Source organism: Pseudomonas sp. GW822-FHT06D10 (genome assembly GCF_058799535.1).
This window is the reverse complement of the sequence record NZ_JBXALN010000005.1, coordinates 533188-553307: the sequence shown is the minus strand read 5'-3', so window position 1 is coordinate 553307 and position 20120 is coordinate 533188. Positions and strand designations below refer to the sequence as shown.

Below are 20120 nucleotides of genomic sequence, written 5' to 3'. Positions count from 1 at the left end.
ATATGCGGGTTAGTTTGGCATACGCGTATTGAAACGGGAAATTTCAGGCTCAGACAACCTGGGAATAATCCTCGCCATCGCCTCAGAAACATCGTCACGCATACCGCCGGAGACTTTTTTCAATCTTTTTTGAAATCTGGGGTTTACAGCTTAAAAGAGCCTCCGTATAGTGCGCGCCATCGACGACGGAGACGTCAGCGATACTGCCCAGATGGTGAAATTGGTAGACACGCCAGCTTCAGGTGCTGGTGGCCGCAAGGCCGTGGAAGTTCGAGTCTTCTTCTGGGCACCAATTCAAGAGCTTGAGATTAGATCAGTTTCAAGGCTCGAACAAAAACCCGCGAAAGCGGGTTTTTGCATTCTAAGTGTTTGATTTAATAAAACCAAAACAGGGGTTTACAGATCAAAACGCTGTCCGTATAGTGCGCTCCATCGACACGGCGACGACGTCGATACTGCCCAGATGGTGAAATTGGTAGACACGCCAGCTTCAGGTGCTGGTGACCGCAAGGTCGTGGAAGTTCGAGTCTTCTTCTGGGCACCAATTCAAAACTTGAGAGCATCGCTTTCAAGTCTCACAAAAACCCGCGAAAGCGGGTTTTTGCGTTTCTGCCCCCTGATATTTCCCCGCGCCATCACCTTCCTCCGCATCCGCAAAGCGCACATGAGAAACGATATCGTTTATGATTGTTACAAGTTTTTGCGGCACTACAGTGAGGAAACCTGCGAATGATGTTCAGAAATACCCTCCTTCCAACATCCCTTCTGCGTGGCTTGACCATCACTTTGCTGGGGCTGACCCTGGCATCCCCCTTCACCCAGGCAGCCGATCCGGTTTCCCTGACCCTGTACAACGGTCAGCACAAGGAAGTCGGCGACGCGGTAGCCAAGGCTTTCGAAGCCAAAACCGGCATCCATGTGAATGTCCGCAAGGGCAGCAGCAATCAACTGGCCAGCCAGGTTGTCGAAGAAGGCGACCGCTCCCCAGCTGATGTGATCTACACCGAAGAATCCCCTCCCCTGAACAAACTCGGCGAGCAGGGCCTGCTGGCCCAGACCGACGCCACGACCCTGGCCGTGCTGCCCAAGGAATATGTTGCGGGCAACGGTACCTGGATCGGTGTCACCGCGCGCGTACGAGTCGTCGCCTTCAACCCGAAACTGATCGACGAAAAAGATCTGCCCAAGTCGGTGATGGAATTCTCCCAGCCGCAGTGGCAAGGCAAGGTTGGCTTCGTGCCCACCAGCGGCGCCTTCCAGGAACAGGCCGTGGCCATCATCAAGATGCACGGCAAGGATGCTGCCGAAGAATGGCTGACCGGCCTGCGGGCTTTCGGCAAGGTCTACAGCAACAACATGGTGGCCCTCAAAGCCGTGGAAAACGGCGAAGTGGCCACGGTCCTTGTGAACAACTACTACTGGTTTGCCCTGCAACGGGAAAAAGGCCAGCTCGACTCAAAACTGCACTACTTCACGGGCGGCGACGTCGGCGGCCTGATCACCGTGTCCAGCGCAGCCGTACTCAAGTCCAGCAAGCATCCGAAAGAGGCCCAGCAACTTCTGGCCTACATGGCCAGCGAAGAAGGCCAGCGGGTGATTACCCAGACCACGGCCGAGTACCCACTGCATAAAGGCATGCAGTCCGATCGCGGACTCAAGCCCTTCAATGAACTGGAAGCCCCGAAGGTGACCCCAGCCGATCTCGGCAATGCCGAGGAAGCCCTGGACCTGGAACGTGACGTCGGCCTGAACTGATGAATCCATCGCCATCCGCTTCCGCCTTGCGCACCACCTTTGTGCCGAGGCGCAAGCGGCCTTCGATCTGGCTACTGCTGCCAGTCCTGCTACTGGTCTGCCTGAGCCTGTTGCCACTGTTATATGTCGGCCTCAAGGCCTGGCAGGCCGGCTGGGCTGAAGCCCTGCACCTGCTGTGGCGCCCCTATGTGTTGCGCCTGCTGAGCAATACCCTGCTGCTGATGCTCGGGGTGACCCTTGCCTGCGCCGTGCTCGGCCTGTCCCTGGCCTGGCTGCTGGAACGCAGCGATTTGCCGGGAAGGCGGATCTGGGGCGTGGTGCTGTGCTTGCCCTTCGCCGTACCGGCCTTTGTCAGCAGCTTCACTTGGGTATCCCTGAGCGCCGGGTTCGAAGGACTGGGCGGCGCGATCCTGGTGATGACCCTGTCCAAATACCCGCTGGTGTTCCTACCGGTGGCGGCCACCCTGCGCAATCTCGACCCCTCCCTGGAGGAATCGGCGCGGACCCTGGGGCAAAATCGCTGGGGCGTGTTCTTCAAGATCACCTTGCCCTTGCTCTGGCCTTCATTGCTGGCCGGCTCGCTGCTGATTGCCCTGCATATGCTGGTGGAATTCGGTGCCCTGTCGATCATCGGCCTGCAGACCTTCACCACCGCCATCTACCAGCAATTCGAGCTGGAGTTCAGCAATGCCAACGCCGCCATGCTGTCGGCCGTGTTGTTGGCGCTGTGCCTGCTGCTGCTGGGGCTGGAACTGCGCGTCCGCGGCAAGGGCCGCCATGTACGCACCGGCCAGGGCGCAGCCAGGCACGCCGAACAGGTACGCCTGGGACGCTGGAGCATAGGCGGACAGCTTTACTGCCTGATGCTGGCGCTGATCGGCAGCGGTGTACCCCTGGGCATGCTTGCCTATTGGCTGGCCGTCGGTTCATCGGCAGCCTTCCCCGTCGCGGCAATCAGCGAAGCATTGCTGTCTTCACTGGCCCTGTCCCTGGGCGGCGCCGGCCTGTGCCTGGTGCTGGCAGTGCCGGTGGGCCTGCTGGTGGTGCGCTACAAGGGGCGCCTGGCCATCTGGGCAGAGCGCCTGCCCTATCTGCTGCATGCCCTGCCAGGGCTGGTGATCGCCCTGACCCTGGTGTATTTCGCGCTGCACTATGTGCCGGTGCTGTACCAGACCTCGGCGCTGCTGCTGATTGCCTATGCCCTACTATTCCTGCCCCTCGCCCAGGCGCCGATCCGCACCGCGCTGAACAAGGCCGCACCACAGCTGGAAGAAGCGGCAAGAACCCTCGGCGCATCGTCGTTCAGCGCCTTTTGCCGAGTGACCCTGCCGATCATCTTCCCGGCGCTGGGCGCGGCATTCGCCCTGGTCTTTCTGGATGCGATGAAGGAACTGACAGCGACCCTGCTGCTCAGCCCAACCGGGCTCAACACCCTGGCCACAGAAGTGTGGGCGCATACGGCGAATGTGGAGTTTGCAGCGGCGGCACCTTATGCGGCGCTGTTGATACTGGTGTCAGGGCTACCGGTCTATCTGCTGACAACGCGGATGTATTTGAGTCGCTGAGAGGTGGCAAGCCGGCTCCTGCAGTAAGGTGGCAGGAGCCGGCTTGCCGGCCAGGCATCAGGCGCGGAACTGACCGAGGCTGGCCTTGAGCTGCGCCGCCAGGCTGTCCAGTACCTTGCCGCTGGCGGTGGTTTCTACCACGGCCTGAGCCGCCCGCTCGGCCTGGGCATGGATGGTTTCCACCCGCCCACGCACCGCCTGCGCGCCCTGCGCCTGATGAGCCGCAGCCTGCGTGGCCAGGCCAATCGCGGCGTGCACCTGCTCTACCGAAGACTGCACCGATTGTTGCAGGCGAGCACTGTCGCGCAGCACCAGCAAGCCCTCGCTGGCCTGACGCCCGGCCTGACCGATAGCCGCTACGGCCTCCCGCGCGCCCTGCTGCAGGGCACCGATATGGGCCTGGATATCGCCAGTGGAGCTTTGCGTCTTGCTGGCCAGGGCCCGCACCTCATCCGCCACCACGGCAAATCCGCGCCCGGTCTCGCCGGCGCGCGCGGCCTCGATCGCAGCGTTCAATGCCAGCAGGTTGGTTTGCTCGGCAATGCCATGGATCACCGTCAGCACCACCTCGATCTGCTCGCTCTGCTGGGCCAGGCGCTCGATCACCTTGGCCCCGGTATCCACTTGCCCCGCCAGCGCCTCGATCAGGCTGCCGACCTGCTCAGAGGTGCGGGTAGTCTCGTCCGTCGCCTGACGAATCTCCACCACCTGCTGCAGTGCGGCCTGCATCGCCTGGCTTTCCGCCTGGGCTTCATCGGCCATCTGCGACAACGCCCGCAGGCTCTCTGCCACCTCATCACGCTGCGCTTCGGCTGCGGCATCAGCCCCGGCATTACGCTGGCTCATGGCGCCGATCTCGACGCCTGTGCGCTGGGCCACATCCCCCGCTTCCCGCACGATGGGCTGCAACTTATCCACAAAGCGATTCACCGCCGAGGCCATATCGCCAATCTCATCATTGCTGTTGAGCGGCACACGCTTGGTCAGATCACCTTCGCCCGCTGCCAGGTCATTGAGCGCAGCGATCAGCAAATGCAGCTTGCTCACCACGCGACGCCCCAGCACCACTGCCAGCAACAGCAGCAGGGCCAGGCCAACCAGCGCCAGGCCGACGCCGATCTGCCAGCGCAAGGTAGTCGCCGCCTCCTGCACCGTGCTCGCGGTATTGGCCTGCATCTGTGCCGCCGTACCCTGGGCCGACTGCAAGCGCGAGCGCATGGCCGCCGAGCTGTCGGCAGAAGCTCCCTTGAGGCTGTCGCCAACCAACTGATCGCTGCTGGCAATCAAGGCACTGAAGCGCTGATCCAGGGCGGCGATATCGGCCTCCACCGACGCGGTGGAGACTCCCATCAGCACCTTGCCGATTTCCACGCCATTGGGATTGATCGAGGCTTCAAGGTAGTACACCGAAGGATCGTTCTTCGCTGCATCCAGGACCTTGTCCAGCGCCCGGTCGCCCTTGCCCTTTTCCAGCAGCGCCTTGTTGATCGGGTTTTCACGATTCAGGTAGCGGGTCAGGTGCTCTCCCGCCGCATCGTCATAAACCACGAACAACACATTGGGGTTGCGCTGAGCCCGTCGGGCGAACTCGGACAAGGTCGGCACATCACTGTCCCACATGGCGCGAGGCGCCACGGAGGCCAGCAACTGAGCCATGTCATTGGCAGAGTCCTTCAGGTCCTTCTCCAGCGCCGCACGCAGCTGTACCTGTTCTTCCTTGAGACGCGAAGACAGGCCGGCCGTGAGGCGTTGGCGGGTACTGCTGGAAAGACTCTCCAGACTGGAGGTGACTTCTTTGCCCGCCTGCTCGAGCTCGCCAGCCAATTTCTGGCTGTCGCCGCCCAGGCGCGAAGCCAGATCCGCCTCGAGGGCAGTCACTGTGCTCCGAGTCAGGGCAACCGCTACCAGCACTTGCACCAAAAGGGCGATACCGAGAGTAACGAACACAGGCCGTAGTAAACGGCTTTGTAACAGTGAGAGAACGGCCGACACAGGAAATCCCTCTACTTTTGACGCCATTATTCTGATGGCACTCTAGAAGTGGATTTCACAGCAAGGGTCGTGCCGCGTGGCAGGCAGAAACGACAAAGGGCCCGATTAAGGGCCCTTTGTTTTTTACATCAACGACTTATCAAGCGAACGGATGACGCAGAACGATGGTCTCGTTGCGGTCCGGGCCTGTCGAAATAATGTCGATCGGCGCGCCGACCAACTCTTCGATGCGCTTGATGTAAGCCTGGGCCGCAACAGGCAGCTCTTCCAGGGTCTTGGCACCCAGGGTCGACTCGCTCCAGCCCGGCATCTGCTCGTACACCGGCTCCAGGCCGATGTAGCTGTCGGCGTCGGTTGGCGCGTCGATGACTGCACCATCCTGGTTCTTGTAGCCGACACAGATATTGATGGTTTCCAGGCCGTCCAGAACGTCCAGCTTGGTCAGGCACAGGCCCGAGATGCTGTTGACGTCGATGGCGCGACGCAGGATCACGGCATCGAACCAGCCGCAGCGACGAGCGCGGCCGGTGGTGGCGCCGAACTCATGACCACGCTTGGCCAGGAAAGCGCCGATGTCGTCGAACAGCTCGGTCGGGAACGGGCCCGAGCCTACGCGAGTGGTATAGGCCTTGGTGATGCCCAGGATGTAGTCCAGGTACATCGGACCCACGCCCGAACCGGTCGCGATACCACCAGCAGTGGTGTTGGAGCTGGTGACGTACGGGTAGGTGCCGTGGTCGATGTCCAGCAACGAACCCTGGGCGCCTTCGAACATGATGTCCTTGCCGGCGCGGCGCAGCTGGTGCAGCTCGGCAGTCACGTCGAGCATCATCGGCTTGAGCAGTTCGGCGTATTCCATGCACTCGTCCAGGGTCTTCTGGAAGTCGATGGCCGGCTCTTTGTAGTAATTCACCAGAACGAAGTTGTGGTAGTCCAGCAGTTCGCCCAGCTTGGCGGCGAAACGCTCGCGGTGGAACAGATCGCCGATGCGCAGGCCACGACGTGCAACCTTGTCTTCGTAAGCCGGGCCAATGCCGCGGCCGGTGGTACCGATCTTCTGCTCGCCACGGGCTTTCTCGCGGGCCTGGTCCAGGGCCACGTGATAGGACAGGATCAGCGGGCAGGACGGGCTGATACGCAGGCGCTCGCGCACCGGCACACCCTTCTCTTCCAGCTTGACGATTTCACGCATCAAGGCATCCGGAGCTACCACCACACCGTTACCGATCAGGCACTGCACGCCTTCGCGCAGCACACCGGACGGAATCAGGTGCAGGACGGTCTTCTCACCGTCGATCACCAGGGTGTGGCCAGCGTTGTGGCCACCTTGGTAGCGCACTACGGCGGCGGCATGTTCGGTCAGCAGATCAACGATCTTGCCTTTGCCCTCATCACCCCATTGGGTGCCCAGGACTACGACATTCTTACCCATAACACTTGTCCTCATTCGCGCAAACTTGGTGCCGGCAGCCGCCGGCAGGAAAACTCAAGAAGCCAGCGGCAATACTTGCCAAAGCCCATTCTGCTGAATCAATTGCCGGTCGCAGTCCGCTTCACGGGCGGCGGCCAAAGGCTGCCCAGGCAAGGCCTGAACCACACGCTGACCCTCACTGCGCAAGCGGCAGACGGTCTGCCAGAGTGCCGCGTCAGTGTTGTCTGGCATCCAGATACCGCCAGACGGTAGCTCGACTTCAGCACGCCCCAGGGTCACCAGGGTTTTCAAATCGGTGGAGAAACCAGTCGCGGGACGGGCACGCCCGAAATCCGCGCCGATGTCATCGTAGCGCCCGCCCTGGGCGATGGATTGGCCCACGCCTGGAACAAATACCGCGAACACCACACCGGTGTGGTAGTGATAGCCGCGCAACTCGCCAAGGTCGAAATACAGCGGCAAGTCCGGGAACCGCACGGACAGGCGCTCGGCAATGGTCAGCAATTCATCCAGCGCCAGCAGCACAGACGTCGGCGCACCGGCCAGGCGACGACGGGCATCGCCCAGCACTTCGCGGCTGCCGCACAGGTCCACCAGGGAGCGCAGCATGTCCGCCAGGTCGGCCGGCAGGCCTTCCGTCAGGCTGATGACCTCGTCGATCGCCTTGCGTTGCAGGGCATCGAACAGTTGCTGTTCAACAGCGCCGGACAAGCCGGCGGCCTGTGCCAGGCCACGGTAGATGCCAACATGTCCCAGATCCATGTGCACATCGGGCACGTCGGCCAGTTGCAGCATGGCCAGCATCAGGCTGATGACTTCAACATCGCTGCTCGGGCTGGCATCGCCATACAACTCGGCCCCCAGCTGGATCGGGCTGCGCGAGGACGACAAGGCCCGCGGCTGCGCATGCAGCACACTGCCGGCGTAGCACAGGCGGCTCGGCCCTTCGCGGCGCAGGGTGTGGGCATCAATACGCGCCACCTGCGGCGTGATGTCGGCCCGAAACCCCATCTGCCGGCCCGACTGTGGGTCGATGACCTTGAAGGTACGCAGATCCAGATCCTGGCCTGCACCTGTCAACAGGGATTCCAGGTATTCGATATGGGGAGTGACGACGAACTCGTAACCCCAACTCTGAAACAGATCCAACACCTGACGACGCGCCACTTCGATGCGCGCCGCTTCCGGCGGCAATACTTCTTCGATGCCATCTGGCAGCAGCCAGCGGTCTACCGTTGCCATTACGCCATTCCCCTATGGTCCGGGCGGCAAGCCTGGGGCCAGCCTTAGAGTGAAGCAGAAAACAGTCGCATCCGACGCGAGCTCAGCCGGACAGGCAGCCAGGAATCAGCTGTACAGACTATTTTCCTCGAAAAATCTTGCCGGTCTCTTGAACGAGCCACGGCCAATCAAAGATGCAGACGCAAAAAAGCCGGGAATTTCCCGGCTGCCGCATCATACACCCGTTTTCCCAAAGGATCACCCCGCGAGGCGTTTTAGCCGCCCGGCGGGGTGCTCCAGGGTCAGGGCCTGATCAAGGCTTGGACTTTTCCAGGTAGTGGAAGAAGTCGCTGCTTGGGTCCAGAACCATGACGTCGGATTTGTTCGCGAAGCTTTCACGGTAGGCACGCAGGCTACGGTAGAACGCGTAGAACTCCTGGTCCTGGCCGTAGGCCTTGGCGTAGATCGCCGCTGCCTGGGCATCACCGTCACCGCGAGCCTCTTCAGACTCCCGATAGGCTTCAGCCAACAGCACGCGACGCTGACGATCGGCATCGGCACGGATGCCTTCCGCCAGTTCGTTACCCTTGGCCCGGTGCTCGCGAGCCTCACGCTCACGCTCGGTGCTCATGCGCTCGAACACGCTGCGGTTCACTTCCTTGGGCAGGTCGATGGCCTTGACCCGGACATCGACCACCTCGATACCCAGCTCCTTTTCCGCCATCTTGTTCAGCGAAGCCGTGATATCCGCCATCAGCGCGTCACGCTCACCGGAAACCACTTCGTGCAGGGTGCGCTTACCGAACTGGTCACGCAGGCCCGACTCCAGGCGACGGGAAAGACGCTCGTCGGCAATCTGCTTGAGGCCGGAAGTCGCGGTGTAGAAACGCTCGGCATCCTTCACCCGCCACTTGGCGTAGGCATCCACCATCACGGCTTTCTTTTCCAGGGTCAGGAAGCGCTGCGTCGGTGCATCCAGGGTCATCAGGCGTGCGTCGAACTTACGCACCTGGTTCACGTAGGGCACTTTCACATGCAGGCCAGGCTGGACATCCGCCTGAACCACACGACCGAACTGCAGCAACACCGCACGCTCGGTCTGAGCGACGATGTAGAAGCTGTTCCAGGCAACCACCGCCACGACAACGCCCACGATCAGGGCGATCAGCGATTTATTGCTCATCAGCGAGTCTCCCTAGAACGCGTCTGCTGCTGTTGCTGCATATGGTCAGCCGCGGCGCGCGCATTCGCTTCATTGCTGGCCGCCGACGCTGCGCCCGTTACCGGAGCATTGCCGCTACGACCACTGTCGATCATCTTGTCCAGCGGCAGATAGAGCAGATTGTTCTGCCCGCCCTTGCTGCCAGTCACCAACACCTTGCTGGTGTTGCTGAAGACTTCCTGCATGGTGTCCAGGTACAGGCGCTGACGGGTGACTTCAGGAGCCTTGCGGTACTCGGCAACCAGTTTGGTGAAGCGATCTGCCTCACCCTTGGCCCGGGATACCACTTCGTCACGGTAACCGTTGGCATCCTCGAGGATGCGCTGGGCCTGACCACGGGCTTCCGGCACAACGCCGTTGGCATAGGTTTCAGCCTGGTTGCGCGAACGCTGTTCATCTTCACGGGCACGGATCACGTCATCGAAGGCTTCCTGTACTTCACGCGGTGCCGCTGCGCTCTGTACGTTCACCTGGGTCACGGTGATACCGGTGCGATAGTTGTCCAGGAAGCGTTGCAGACGCTCCTTGATCTCACTGGCCATCAATTCACGACCTTCGGTCAGCACCTGGTCCATGGCGGTGGAACCCACCACGTGGCGCAGGGCGCTGTCGGTCGCATGCTGCAGGCTGATTTCCGGCTGATCGACGTTCAGCACGAAATCCTGCAGGTTGCTGATCTTGTACTGCACGGTCAGCGGCACTTCGACGATGTTCTCGTCCTCGGTGAGCATCTGGCCCTGCTTGGTGTAGGCACGCTCGCGCGTGACGTTTTCCATGTACTTGCGATCGATCGGCGGGAAGTAGATGTTCAGACCCGGGCCGACGGTTTCGTAGTATTTGCCGAAGCGCAGCACCACGGCCTGCTCCTGCTCGTCTACTACATACACCGCGCTGTACAGCCACACGGCAGCCAGCACGACAAGACCGATACCCAGCAGGCCGAAACCACCGCCCTTGCCGGAACTACCGCCGTCATCACCACGTTTCTTACCACCACCGAACAACCCATTCAGGCTTTCCTGCAGCTTACGGAAGGCCTCGTCGAGATCTGGTGGCCCCTTGCGATCGCCATTATTGCGGCGCTTACCACCCCAAGGGTCCTGATTATTCGAGTTGCCACCCGGCTCATTCCAAGCCATAGCGCTCTCCATCTGATAAAGCAAAGACGCACCCACGGCGCGCCGACCAATGCTACAGAATGCCTGCTACAGCGGCACAACCGCTTGCCCAGGCTTTTATTGCAAAGTGTGTTGCTCGATGAATTCCGACGGCTGCATGCCTTCGCGACTGACCAGCCGGTTCAACTCGGCCCGTGGCAGGCGAACAGCAAGCAGGCTGACACCTTCGTCGTCGTGATCTTCTTTCTGCACAGCGTTCAACTGGAAAAACTGTGCTCGCAGTCGAGCAAAACGCTGAGGCAAGCGCAAGGTGCCTACAAACAAATCTTCACCCAGCAGCTCGGCGATGGCCTGCTTGAGCAGATCCAGCCCCTGGCCATCACGGGCCGACAGCCAGACCCGCTGCGGCTTGCCGTCAGGGTCGCGCTGGATCTGCGGCTCCACACCCTCGAGCAAATCGAGTTTGTTATAGACCTCCAGGATCGGCAAGTCTTGAGCCCCGATCTCCCCCAGCACCACCATCACCTGCTCGATCTGCGCCATGCGCTCGGGCTCATGGGCATCGATCACATGCAGCAGCAAATCGGAGTTGCTCGATTCTTCGAGGGTAGCCCGAAACGCCTCCACCAACTTGTGCGGCAGGTGGCGGATGAACCCCACGGTATCGGCCAGCACAATCGGCCCCAGGTCATCCAGCTCAAGCCGGCGCAGGGTGGGGTCGAGGGTGGCGAACAATTGGTCGGCAGCGAAAACATCGGACGCAGTGACCGCATTGAACAGCGTGGACTTGCCGGCGTTGGTGTAGCCCACCAGGGACACTGAAGGGATATCCGCACGCTTGCGGCCACGACGGGCCTGCTCACGCTGGCTGCGAACCTTCTCCAGGCGCGCCTTGATCTGCCGCAGACGCACTCGCAACAGGCGCCGGTCGGTTTCCAGCTGGGTTTCACCGGGCCCGCGCAGACCGATACCGCCTTTCTGCCGTTCAAGGTGAGTCCAGCCACGAACCAGACGGGTGCTCATGTGCTCAAGCTGGGCCAGTTCAACCTGGAGCTTGCCTTCATGGGTGCGCGCGCGCTGAGCGAAGATATCGAGAATCAGACCCGTGCGGTCGATCACGCGACACTCGAATACACGTTCGAGGTTACGTTCCTGACTGGGTGTGAGGATGTGATTGAAAATCACCAGGTCTACCTGTTCGGCTTTGACCAGGTCGCGTAACTCCTCGACCTTGCCGCTGCCAACCAGGTATTTGGCGGTTGGCCGATGACGCGGCACGCTAACAAACGCGACGGTCTCGGCGCCGGCCGATAATGCCAGCTCCTGAAACTCCTGCGGATCTTCGCGCGCCTCAGGGTCCTGACCATCCAAGTGAACGAGAATGGCCCGTTCACCACCACCGTGGCGCTCAAAGAACAAAGGAGACTCCTATCAGGCGTTACCTGGCTCAGCGTCACCCTGTTCGGATTCGGAAGCGCTAGGCAGGCGAATCGGGCGAACTGGAACCACTGTCGAGATAGCGTGCTTGTAAACCATTTGGCTGACGGTGTTTTTCAGCAGGATGACGAACTGGTCGAAAGACTCGATCGTACCTTGCAGCTTGATCCCGTTGACCAGATAGATGGAAACCCCAACCTTCTCTTTACGCAATGTATTCAAGTAAGGGTCTTGTAGCGAATGCCCTTTTGACATGTGCCGCACTCCTTTAAGGATCAATAATAAAAATCAGAAAACAGATGGCCAAAGCCGTCACACCCCCAAGGATAGACGGCAATTGCAAGGACTCAGCTCAATATGGAGATCGTCCCCAAGTATTTCAAGGCGCGTGGCAGATTGTCGCAATCCAGGCTGTCCAACCATTGCAGGTCAGCCCAACTACGTAACCAGGTGAACTGGCGTTTCGCCAATTGGCGCGTGGCAATGATGCCCCGCTCCTGCATTTCGGCTGACGTCAGCTTGCCATCCAGATGATCCCAGACTTGGCGGTAGCCCACTGCACGTATAGACGGCAACCCGGCATGCAGGTCACTTCTGGAACGCAGAGCTACGACCTCGTCAATGAATCCCTGTTCCAACATTTGTGTGAATCTTTGTGCAATACGCTGGTGCAGTACCTGACGATTCGCCGGAGCGATGGCCAGATTGGCGACAGTATAGGGCAATTGACTGCGTCCCGATGCGCCTGCTTCAGTACTTTGCGCCAATTGACGCTGGCGATGGGCGGTCATTGTCAGGCCACTGACCCGATAGACCTCAAGCGCTCGGGTCAGACGCTGGGGGTCGTTGGGGTGGATCCGCGCCGCCGACTCGGGGTCCACCGCCGCCAGCTGGTCGTGCAGGGCCTGCCAGCCAAGGCGTGCAGCCTCGTCCTCCAGCTCGGCACGTACCTGCGGATCCGCCGCGGGCATGTCCGCCAGGCCTTCAAGCAGCGCCTTGTAATACAGCATGGTGCCGCCCACCAACAGCGGGATCTTGCCCCGGGCGGTGATATCGGCCATGGCCGCCAGCGCATCGGTACGGAAATCCGCCGCCGAGTAGCTCTCGGCAGGGTCGAGAATATCGATCAGGCGATGGGGAAACTCCGCCAGCAGTTCCCTGGAAGGCTTCGCGGTGCCAATGTCCATGCCGCGGTAGACCAGCGCCGAGTCGACACTGATCAGCTCGCAAGGCAGCACCTTGCTCAGTTCGATGGCCAGATCGGTCTTGCCCGCAGCGGTCGGGCCCATCAGGAAAATCGCTGGAGGAAGCTGGGTCATCAACGGCCGCGCAGAAAGAGTTTGTCCAGATCGTCCAGGCCCATTTGGGTCCAGGTCGGTCGACCGTGGTTGCATTGGCCACTGCGCTCGGTGTTTTCCATGTCCCGCAGCAAGGCGTTCATTTCCGGCAGGGCCAGGCGTCGATTGGCGCGGATAGCGCCGTGGCAGGCCATGGTGCCGAGCAGCTCATTGAGGTGGGCCTGGATCCGGTCACTGGTGCCGTACTCCATAAGGTCCGCCAGTACGTCGTGCACCAGGCGATTGGCTTCCGCCTGCTTCAACAATGCCGGGATCTGGCGGATCGCCAGGGATTCCGGGCCCAGACGCTGCAGCTCGAAGCCCAGGCGCTGGAACCAGCTCATGTGTTCTTCAGCGCAATCGGCCTCACGCTGGCTGACGGCAATCGACTCCGGCACCAGCAGCGGCTGGCCGCTCAGGCCTTCGCTGGCCATGGCCACCTTCAAGCGCTCGTACATGATCCGCTCGTGAGCCGCGTGCATGTCCACCAGCACCAGACCCAGGGCGTTTTCCGCCAGGATGTAGATCCCCTTGAGCTGGGCCAGGGCATAGCCCAGGGGCGGAATGTCCTCCTGGCCGTCCGGCAAGGCCGCCGCTGGCGCCCCCGGCAACGGGGCAAAGAACTCGCGGTACACGCCCTGGCTCTCGGCGGCCGGCAACACTGGCTGTGGCCGTGGCGTGTACTGATATTGATAGCCACTGCCGGCTCCCGCGCCCGGTGCATTGAAGCTCGGCTGGGATTGGGGCTGCTCCAGAGCCAGGTTCGCGGCCAGGCGCATCTCACCCTGAGGCCCGAACTCACCGGCCTCGATACCTGTCGGGCGCACGATGCCGGCGACCGCCGCCGGCGCCGCCAACTGATCCTCGGGCCGCACATCACCCAGGGCCCGGTGCAAGGTGCCATAAAGGAAGTCGTGCACCATGCGCCCGTCACGAAAACGCACTTCGTGCTTGGTCGGGTGCACGTTGACATCGACCACCGACGGGTCGACTTCGAAAAACAGTACAAAGGTCGGGTGTCGACCGTTGAACAGAACATCGCGATAAGCCTGGCGTACCGCGTGAGCCACCAGCTTGTCCCGTACTGCGCGACCGTTGACGTAGAAGTACTGCAGGTCCGCCTGGCTGCGGGAGAAGGTCGGCAAGCCCACCCAGCCCCACAGATGCAAGCCGTTGCGCTCGACCTCGATGGGCAACGCCTGCTCCAGGAAGCCCGAACCGCACACCGCCGCCACACGACGGGCACGAGCGGCGTCGTCCTTGGCCTCGTGCAGGCTGAGGATGCTCTTGCCGTTGTGCCGCAAGTGGAAGGCCACGTCGAAACGCGCCAGGGCCAGGCGCTTGATCACTTCCTGCAGATGATCGAACTCGGTCTTTTCAGCCTTGAGGAATTTGCGTCGTGCCGGCGTATTGAAGAACAGGTCGCGGACTTCCACCGAAGTGCCTACCGGGTGCGCCGCCGGCTGCACCCTTGGTGCCATGTCCCGACCTTCGGTTTCCACCTGCCAGGCCTGCTCGGCATCCCGGGTACGGGACGTGAGGGTCAGGCGCGCCACGGAGCTGATGGAAGCCAGGGCCTCGCCGCGGAACCCCAGGCTCATCACCCGCTCCAGGTCCTCCAGGTCGCGGATCTTGCTGGTGGCGTGCCGGGCCAGGGCCAGCGGCAAGTCGTCGGAGGAAATGCCGCTACCGTCGTCACGTACCCGCAGCAGCTTGACCCCGGCCTGCTCCACATCCACATCGATGCGCTTGGCGCCGGAGTCCAGGCTGTTTTCCAACAGCTCCTTGATCACCGAAGCCGGGCGCTCGACCACCTCGCCCGCGGCAATCTGGTTGGCCAGGCGCGGGCTGAGCAGCTCGATGCGCGCGCTACTGATTACCGATTCACTCATTCCTTGGCCGCCAGTTCTGTACCGGGGATGGTCAACACCTGCCCCACTTTCAATTCATCGCTTTTCAGGTTGTTGGCACTGCGTAGCGTGGCCGCGGAGACCTGATAGCGCACGGCGATCATGGCCAGGGTTTCCCCCGGATTGACCCGGTGATCACGCGGACCCTGGGCGATCTTCCCGGAATCGCGCAGCCAGGCAATATAGGTGCCCGGTGGCGGGTTCTGCTGGAAGAACTGCCGCACGCCGCTGCTGATGGAGCGCGCCAGGGCCTGCTGATGGCTGGCGGTGGCCAGCTTCGAGGCCTCGTTGGAGTTGGAGATAAAGCCGGTTTCCACCAGGATCGACGGAATATCCGGAGATTTGAGCACCATGAACCCGGCCTGTTCCACCCGCTGCTTGTGCAACGGAGTAACCCGGCCGATGTTGTTCAGGACTTTCTGCCCGACATTCAGACTGGAGGTCAGGGACGCTGTCATCGACAGGTCCAGCAGCACCCCGGCCAGCATCCGGTCCTTGTCATCCAGGCTGACGTTGCCAGCCCCGCCGATCAGGTCGGAACGGTTCTCGCTGTCCGCCAGCCAGCGCGCGGTTTCCGACGTGGCACCACGTTCAGACAAGGCAAACACCGACGCGCCAAAGGCCGCGGCCGAAGGCGCAGCGTCGGCGTGGATCGAGACGAACAGGTCGGCGCCCTTCTTGCGGGCGATCTCGGTACGACCGCGCAATGGAATGAAGTAGTCGCCGGTACGGGTCAATTCGGCGCGGAAACCCTTGAGGCCATTGACCTGACGCTGCAATTCGCGAGCAATGGCCAGCACCACGTCTTTTTCATGCTGCCCGCGGGAGCCGGAGGCACCCGGGTCTTCGCCGCCGTGGCCGGCATCGATCACCACAATGATGTCGCGCTTGCCCGCCGGGGCTGGCGGCAGCTTGATCGCCGGCTCCGCCGGAGTGACGGGCACTGCTGGGACAGTGGCCACAGTAGGTGGCGGCGCAGCAGGCGGCGCGGCGTCAGCCGGGTTGTCGAACAGATCGACCACCAGGCGATTGCCGTACTGAGCGTTGGGCGCCAGGGTGAAGCTCTTCGGCGTGACGGCCTTTTTCAGGTCGATGACCACCCGCAGGTCACTGGGCGTGCGCTGTGCCGAGCGCATGGCGGTAATCGGTGTATTGGCCGTGGCAACGTTCAGCGGACCGCCTAGGGTCGCGCCATTGATATCGATCACCAGACGATCCGGGGCCGTCAGGGTAAAGACGCTGTGCTGAACCGGGCCGGACAGATCGAATACCAGTCGCGTGTTATCCGGTGCCCGCCACAGGCGGACGCTGCGAACCTGTGTAGCGGCCACAGCATCGACGGCCAATGCCGTAAGCAACAGTCCTACGACAGCAACCAACGCGCGAATGCGCATACCTAACCCCATCAATTATTTGAATTCCAACGCCAAAGCGGCACACCAGGACTCGCCACGCGAGCCTTGAGACAACAGATGCACAGAACGCCCATTGTTATGCGGGGTAATGGTAATGGTCAGGTCAGGCTTTGGCAAAAAGCCTGCACCACGCTGGGGCCACTCCAGCAGGCACAGAGCATCGCCCTCGAAGTAGTCGCGAATCCCCAGGAACTCCAGCTCTTCAGGATCCACCAGGCGGTACAGGTCGAAGTGGAAAGCCCGCACCGAGCCGATCTCGTACGGTTCGACCAGGGTAAAGGTCGGGCTCTTCACTGCCCCCGCGTGCCCCAGGCCACGGATGATCCCTCGCGACAAGGTGGTTTTGCCCGCTCCCAGGTCGCCCTCGAGGAAGATCACCCCCACGCCTTGGGTCACCTGGGCAATACGTGCACCAAATTCCACCATGGCCTGTTCGTCGGCCAGAAAAAGGGTTAACTCAGACACGGTGATTGTTCCTCCAACAACTGACGAATGGCTGGAATCAGATCACTGGCCGCCAGCCCTCGGCCCAATTTGCCTTGCTGCTCGCCCGCGCTGGCATGCAGCCAGACCGCCAGGCAGGCGGCATCGAATGCCGACAAGCCTTGCGCCAGCAAGGCGCCGATCAGGCCAGCCAGCACATCACCCAAGCCTGCCGTGGCCATCGCCGGATGCCCGGCGTCACAGCGGGCCAGCCGCCCATCGGCAGTGGCGATCAGGCTACCGGCCCCCTTGAGTACCGCAACCGCTGCGTATTTTTTGCTCAACGCCAGGGCCGCTGCCGGGCGATCCGCCTGCACCTCGGCGCTGGAGAGACCCAGCAGCCGCGCCGCCTCTCCCGGATGGGGAGTGATGACACTCGCGGCAGGCAGTTGCAGCCCGCCCTCGGCCAGCAGGTTCAAGGCATCGGCATCCCACACCTGGGGCAACGGCGCATTGGCCGCCGCCGACAGCAGACTGCGCCCCCAGGCGCCCTGCCCCAACCCCGGCCCGACCACCAGCACCGTGGCCCGAGCCAGCACCCCCACCAACTGGTTGGCCGAATGAGTGCCCTGGGTCATGACCTCCGGCAAGCGCGCCGCAGCGGCAGCCACATGCTCACTGCGGGTCGCCAGGGACACCAGCCCCGCGCCACTGCGCAAGGCACTTTCCGCACTCAGCAGGGCGGCGCCGGCAAAACCTCGATCGCCTCCAATCAGCAACAGGTGGCCGAACTGGCCCTTGTGGGCATCGCGAAGTCGTCCATTCAGATGCGGCAAATGGCCAGAAGTCAGCAACTGAACGTCAGGTAGAGGGTGTTTTGTCTGCGGCATGCGTCTTCGAGCTCCGATGTCTGGCAGAATTATACGCACCTCAGCCCCGGTTTCTCTCGCCTCATGCCCGCTATTACCCAGGATCTTCCCGCTCTCGCCCAATCGATCAAGGACTGGGGCCGCGAACTGGGCTTTCAACAAGTCGGCATCAGCGGCCTGGACCTGGCCGAGCATGAGCAGCACCTGGAACGCTGGCTCGCCGCCGGCTACCACGGCGAGATGGAATACATGGGCGCCCACGGCAGCAAACGCTCCCATCCCGACCAGTTGGTGCCTGGCACCCTGCGGGTGGTTTCGCTGCGCATGGACTACCTGCCCGGCGACACCCAGATGGCCCAGCGCCTGGCCCAGCCTTCCAAGGCCTATGTTTCGCGCTATGCCCTGGGGCGCGATTATCACAAGCTGATCCGCAAGCGCGTACAGCAACTGGCCGAGCGCATCCAGCAAGCCATCGGCCCCTTTGGCTACCGCGCCTTCGTCGATAGCGCTCCGGTGCTGGAAAAAGCCATCGCCGAACAGGCCGGGCTCGGCTGGATCGGCAAGAACACCCTGGTGCTGAATCGCAAAGCCGGCAGCTACTTCTTCCTCAGCGAACTGTTCGTCGACCTGCCCCTGCCGGTGGACGCGCCCCACGCCACGGAACACTGCGGCCGCTGCACCGCTTGCCTGGACATCTGCCCGACCAACGCCTTCGTCGGCCCCTATGTGCTGGATGCCCGACGCTGCATTTCCTACCTGACCATCGAGCTCAAAAGCGCCATCCCCGAAGACCTGCGCCCGCTGATCGGCAACCGGGTATTCGGCTGCGATGACTGCCAGATCGTCTGCCCCTGGAATCGCTTCGCCCGCTCAACGGCCGAGGGCGACTTCAAGCCCCGGCACAACCTGGACAATGCCGAACTGGCAGAGCTGTTCATGTGGGACGAGGACAAATTCCTCAGCAATACCGAAGGTTCACCCTTGCGCCGCGCCGGCTACGAGCGCTGGCTACGCAACCTGGCGGTGGGCCTGGGCAACGCACCCTCTAGCATTCCGGTGCTGGAAGCCCTCAAGGCCCGCCAGGACTACCCCTCGGAACTGGTTCGCGAACATGTGCAATGGGCCCTGGACCAGCACGCCAACCGTCAGTGTTCGTCGTTGTAGACGAACTTGGGCATTTCCCAGTGAAAACGGATCGCCAGCAGGCGCAATAGAAAGCCGCCGAACAGGGTGACCAGGATCGACTGCTCGCTGGGCAGTTGCAGGTAGATGCACAGCATGTAGCACCAGGCCGCGGCGAAGGACACGCTGGCGTACAGCTCGCGGCGAAAGATCAGCGGGATATCGTTGCAGAAGATGTCCCTGAGGATGCCGCCAAAGACCCCGGTGATCACCCCACTGACTGAAGCCACCAGCATGCCGTGGCCCATTTCCAGGGCAGTCATGCAGCCGATCAGGGTAAAGGCCACCAGGCCCACGGCGTCGAGCACCAGAAACAGCGAGCGCAGGTGACGCATCAAGGGCGCGATGAAGATCGTCACCAATGCCGCCACCGAGGTCAGCACCAGGTATTCCGGGTGCTTGACCCAGGTCAGCGGGTAGTGGCCCAGCAGTACATCACGCACCGAACCGCCGCCGAGTGCGGTGACGCAGGCAATCAGCACCACACCGAACCAGTCCATGCCGCGCCGGCCGGCAGACAGGGCGCCGGTCATGGCTTCGGCGGTAATGGCAATCAGATAAAGCATCAACAGCATGATGGCGGTCCTTGCAGGAAGGCGCGCAGTCTACTCAGTTGAAGCGGGCACCAAAAGGGGGCGGGTACGGGCGCCGAGTCGCAGCGGGCGCCCGTTCGCCGGCAAGCCGGCGCCTGCGGGTCAGAACTTGATGAAGTGCTTGCGGTAGTGCTGGAGCTCGGCGATGGACTCGCGAATATCGTCCAGGGCCAGGTGGGTGCTGCCTTTCTTGAAGCTGTCGCGCACGTCCGGCGCCCAGCGGGCGGCCAGTTCCTTGAGGGTCGAGACGTCCAGGTTGCGGTAGTGGAAGTAGCTTTCCAGAGCCTTCATGTGGCGGTACAGGAAGCGCCGGTCCTGGCAGATGCTGTTGCCGCAGATCGGCGATTTGCCCTTGGGTACCCACTGCTCCAGGAAGGCAATGGTCTGGGCTTCTGCTTCGGCCATGCTGATGCGGCTTTCGCGAACCCGCTGGGTCAGACCGGAACCACCGTGCTGGCGGGTGTTCCATTCATCCATGCCGGCGAGAATCTCGTCGCTCTGGTGGATGGCGATGACCGGTCCTTCAGCCAAGGTGTTGAGGTTGCTGTCAGTGACAATGGTGGCCATCTCGATGATGACGTCGGTGTCAGGGTTCAGACCGGTCATTTCCAGGTCGATCCAAATCAGGTTCTGCGGGTTTTGCATGGGT

Annotated in this window: 17 protein-coding genes and 2 tRNA genes; 5 read left to right on the top strand and 14 right to left on the bottom strand. The window is 62.0% G+C overall.

What is annotated here, in order from left to right; genetic code table 11:
* The first annotated feature begins 205 nt into the window (after positions 1–205).
* The 4 genes from AC1RL5_RS19775 (at position 206) to AC1RL5_RS19760 (ending at position 3320) form a co-directional block, all read left to right on the top strand.
* A tRNA-Leu gene (locus tag AC1RL5_RS19775) sits at positions 206–292 on the top strand.
* A 165-nt stretch (positions 293–457) separates the two neighbouring features.
* Positions 458–544, top strand: a tRNA-Leu gene (locus AC1RL5_RS19770).
* 185 nt (positions 545–729) lie between these two features.
* Entirely contained in the window at positions 730–1755 is a 1026-nt protein-coding gene (locus AC1RL5_RS19765; RefSeq protein WP_072452027.1) for an extracellular solute-binding protein, read from the top strand.
* Positions 1755–3320, top strand: a complete 1566-nt coding sequence (locus tag AC1RL5_RS19760) for an ABC transporter permease (protein WP_011058945.1) — start codon at positions 1755–1757, stop codon at positions 3318–3320. The genes AC1RL5_RS19765 and AC1RL5_RS19760 overlap by 1 nt, the downstream gene beginning before the upstream one ends.
* A 57-nt stretch (positions 3321–3377) precedes the next feature.
* On the opposite strand, the gene AC1RL5_RS19755 is transcribed toward AC1RL5_RS19760, so the two are convergent.
* The 12 genes from AC1RL5_RS19755 to AC1RL5_RS19700 form a co-directional block, all read right to left on the bottom strand.
* The gene (locus AC1RL5_RS19755) at positions 3378–5312 is read right to left on the bottom strand and encodes a methyl-accepting chemotaxis protein (protein WP_093406886.1); all 1935 of its coding nucleotides are present in this window, start codon (positions 5310–5312) and stop codon (positions 3378–3380) included.
* A 139-nt stretch (positions 5313–5451) separates the two neighbouring features.
* A complete protein-coding gene (locus AC1RL5_RS19750) occupies positions 5452–6744 on the bottom strand; it encodes an adenylosuccinate synthase (protein WP_145713733.1) in 1293 nt (430 codons plus the stop codon).
* 54 nt (positions 6745–6798) lie between these two features.
* On the bottom strand, positions 6799–7986 hold the full coding sequence (locus tag AC1RL5_RS19745) for an ATP phosphoribosyltransferase regulatory subunit (RefSeq protein ID WP_011058942.1): 1188 nt from the start codon (positions 7984–7986) through the stop codon (positions 6799–6801).
* Between the two features lie 292 nt (positions 7987–8278).
* Positions 8279–9148: a protease modulator HflC gene (hflC, locus tag AC1RL5_RS19740; protein WP_011058941.1), complete on the bottom strand. Its 870-nt coding sequence runs from the start codon at positions 9146–9148 to the stop codon at positions 8279–8281.
* Positions 9148–10326, bottom strand: coding sequence for an FtsH protease activity modulator HflK (gene hflK, locus AC1RL5_RS19735; RefSeq protein WP_103407032.1), 1179 nt, complete (start codon positions 10324–10326; stop codon positions 9148–9150). The genes hflC and hflK overlap by 1 nt, the downstream gene beginning before the upstream one ends.
* Positions 10327–10422: 96 nt before the next feature.
* Positions 10423–11724, bottom strand: coding sequence for a ribosome rescue GTPase HflX (gene hflX / locus AC1RL5_RS19730; RefSeq protein WP_011058939.1), 1302 nt, complete (start codon positions 11722–11724; stop codon positions 10423–10425).
* A 12-nt stretch (positions 11725–11736) separates the two neighbouring features.
* A complete protein-coding gene (gene hfq / locus AC1RL5_RS19725; protein ID WP_007921378.1) occupies positions 11737–11997 on the bottom strand; it encodes an RNA chaperone Hfq in 261 nt (86 codons plus the stop codon).
* Between the two features lie 92 nt (positions 11998–12089).
* Complete coding sequence (gene miaA / locus AC1RL5_RS19720) at positions 12090–13061, bottom strand: tRNA (adenosine(37)-N6)-dimethylallyltransferase MiaA (RefSeq protein WP_401261781.1); 972 nt, start codon at positions 13059–13061, stop codon at positions 12090–12092.
* On the bottom strand, positions 13061–14971 hold the full coding sequence (mutL, locus tag AC1RL5_RS19715; RefSeq protein ID WP_011058937.1) for a DNA mismatch repair endonuclease MutL: 1911 nt from the start codon (positions 14969–14971) through the stop codon (positions 13061–13063). Before mutL ends, miaA begins: the two co-directional genes overlap by 1 nt.
* The gene (locus tag AC1RL5_RS19710) at positions 14968–16395 is read right to left on the bottom strand and encodes an N-acetylmuramoyl-L-alanine amidase (RefSeq protein ID WP_198409248.1); all 1428 of its coding nucleotides are present in this window, start codon (positions 16393–16395) and stop codon (positions 14968–14970) included. Before AC1RL5_RS19710 ends, mutL begins: the two co-directional genes overlap by 4 nt.
* Before the next feature lie 3 nt (positions 16396–16398).
* Positions 16399–16869 carry a tRNA (adenosine(37)-N6)-threonylcarbamoyltransferase complex ATPase subunit type 1 TsaE gene (tsaE, locus tag AC1RL5_RS19705; RefSeq protein WP_015633937.1) on the bottom strand — a complete coding sequence of 157 codons (471 nt, stop codon included), beginning with the start codon at positions 16867–16869 and terminating at the stop codon, positions 16399–16401.
* On the bottom strand, positions 16857–17717 hold the full coding sequence (locus tag AC1RL5_RS19700; RefSeq protein WP_492589532.1) for an NAD(P)H-hydrate dehydratase: 861 nt from the start codon (positions 17715–17717) through the stop codon (positions 16857–16859). Before AC1RL5_RS19700 ends, tsaE begins: the two co-directional genes overlap by 13 nt.
* A gap of 63 nt (positions 17718–17780) precedes the next feature.
* Between AC1RL5_RS19700 and queG the strand changes: the two genes are divergently transcribed.
* Complete coding sequence (gene queG, locus AC1RL5_RS19695; protein ID WP_011058933.1) at positions 17781–18860, top strand: tRNA epoxyqueuosine(34) reductase QueG; 1080 nt, start codon at positions 17781–17783, stop codon at positions 18858–18860.
* On the opposite strand, the gene AC1RL5_RS19690 is transcribed toward queG, so the two are convergent.
* Complete coding sequence (locus tag AC1RL5_RS19690; RefSeq protein ID WP_169893104.1) at positions 18842–19456, bottom strand: trimeric intracellular cation channel family protein; 615 nt, start codon at positions 19454–19456, stop codon at positions 18842–18844. The two genes, queG and AC1RL5_RS19690, sit on opposite strands and share 19 nt — an antisense overlap.
* Positions 19457–19573: 117 nt before the next feature.
* Positions 19574–20116 (bottom strand): oligoribonuclease, encoded by a 543-nt coding sequence (gene orn, locus AC1RL5_RS19685; protein WP_011058931.1) that lies wholly within the window; start codon positions 20114–20116, stop codon positions 19574–19576.
* Between the last annotated feature and the right edge of the window lie 4 nt (positions 20117–20120).

Coding starts and splice junctions, on each gene's coding strand:
- mutL (WP_011058937.1), bottom strand. CDS start 14,971: ATGAGTGAATCGGTAATCAGTAGCGCGCGCATCGAGCTGCTCAGCCCG.
- AC1RL5_RS19700 (WP_492589532.1), bottom strand. CDS start 17,717: ATGCCGCAGACAAAACACCCTCTACCTGACGTTCAGTTGCTGACTTCT.
- AC1RL5_RS19750 (WP_145713733.1), bottom strand. CDS start 6,744: ATGGGTAAGAATGTCGTAGTCCTGGGCACCCAATGGGGTGATGAGGGC.
- AC1RL5_RS19765 (WP_072452027.1), top strand. CDS start 730: ATGATGTTCAGAAATACCCTCCTTCCAACATCCCTTCTGCGTGGCTTG.
- queG (WP_011058933.1), top strand. CDS start 17,781: ATGCCCGCTATTACCCAGGATCTTCCCGCTCTCGCCCAATCGATCAAG.
- miaA (WP_401261781.1), bottom strand. CDS start 13,061: ATGACCCAGCTTCCTCCAGCGATTTTCCTGATGGGCCCGACCGCTGCG.
- hflC (WP_011058941.1), bottom strand. CDS start 9,148: ATGAGCAATAAATCGCTGATCGCCCTGATCGTGGGCGTTGTCGTGGCG.
- AC1RL5_RS19710 (WP_198409248.1), bottom strand. CDS start 16,395: ATGGGGTTAGGTATGCGCATTCGCGCGTTGGTTGCTGTCGTAGGACTG.
- AC1RL5_RS19745 (WP_011058942.1), bottom strand. CDS start 7,986: ATGGCAACGGTAGACCGCTGGCTGCTGCCAGATGGCATCGAAGAAGTA.
- hfq (WP_007921378.1), bottom strand. CDS start 11,997: ATGTCAAAAGGGCATTCGCTACAAGACCCTTACTTGAATACATTGCGT.
- AC1RL5_RS19760 (WP_011058945.1), top strand. CDS start 1,755: ATGAATCCATCGCCATCCGCTTCCGCCTTGCGCACCACCTTTGTGCCG.
- orn (WP_011058931.1), bottom strand. CDS start 20,116: ATGCAAAACCCGCAGAACCTGATTTGGATCGACCTGGAAATGACCGGT.
- hflK (WP_103407032.1), bottom strand. CDS start 10,326: ATGGCTTGGAATGAGCCGGGTGGCAACTCGAATAATCAGGACCCTTGG.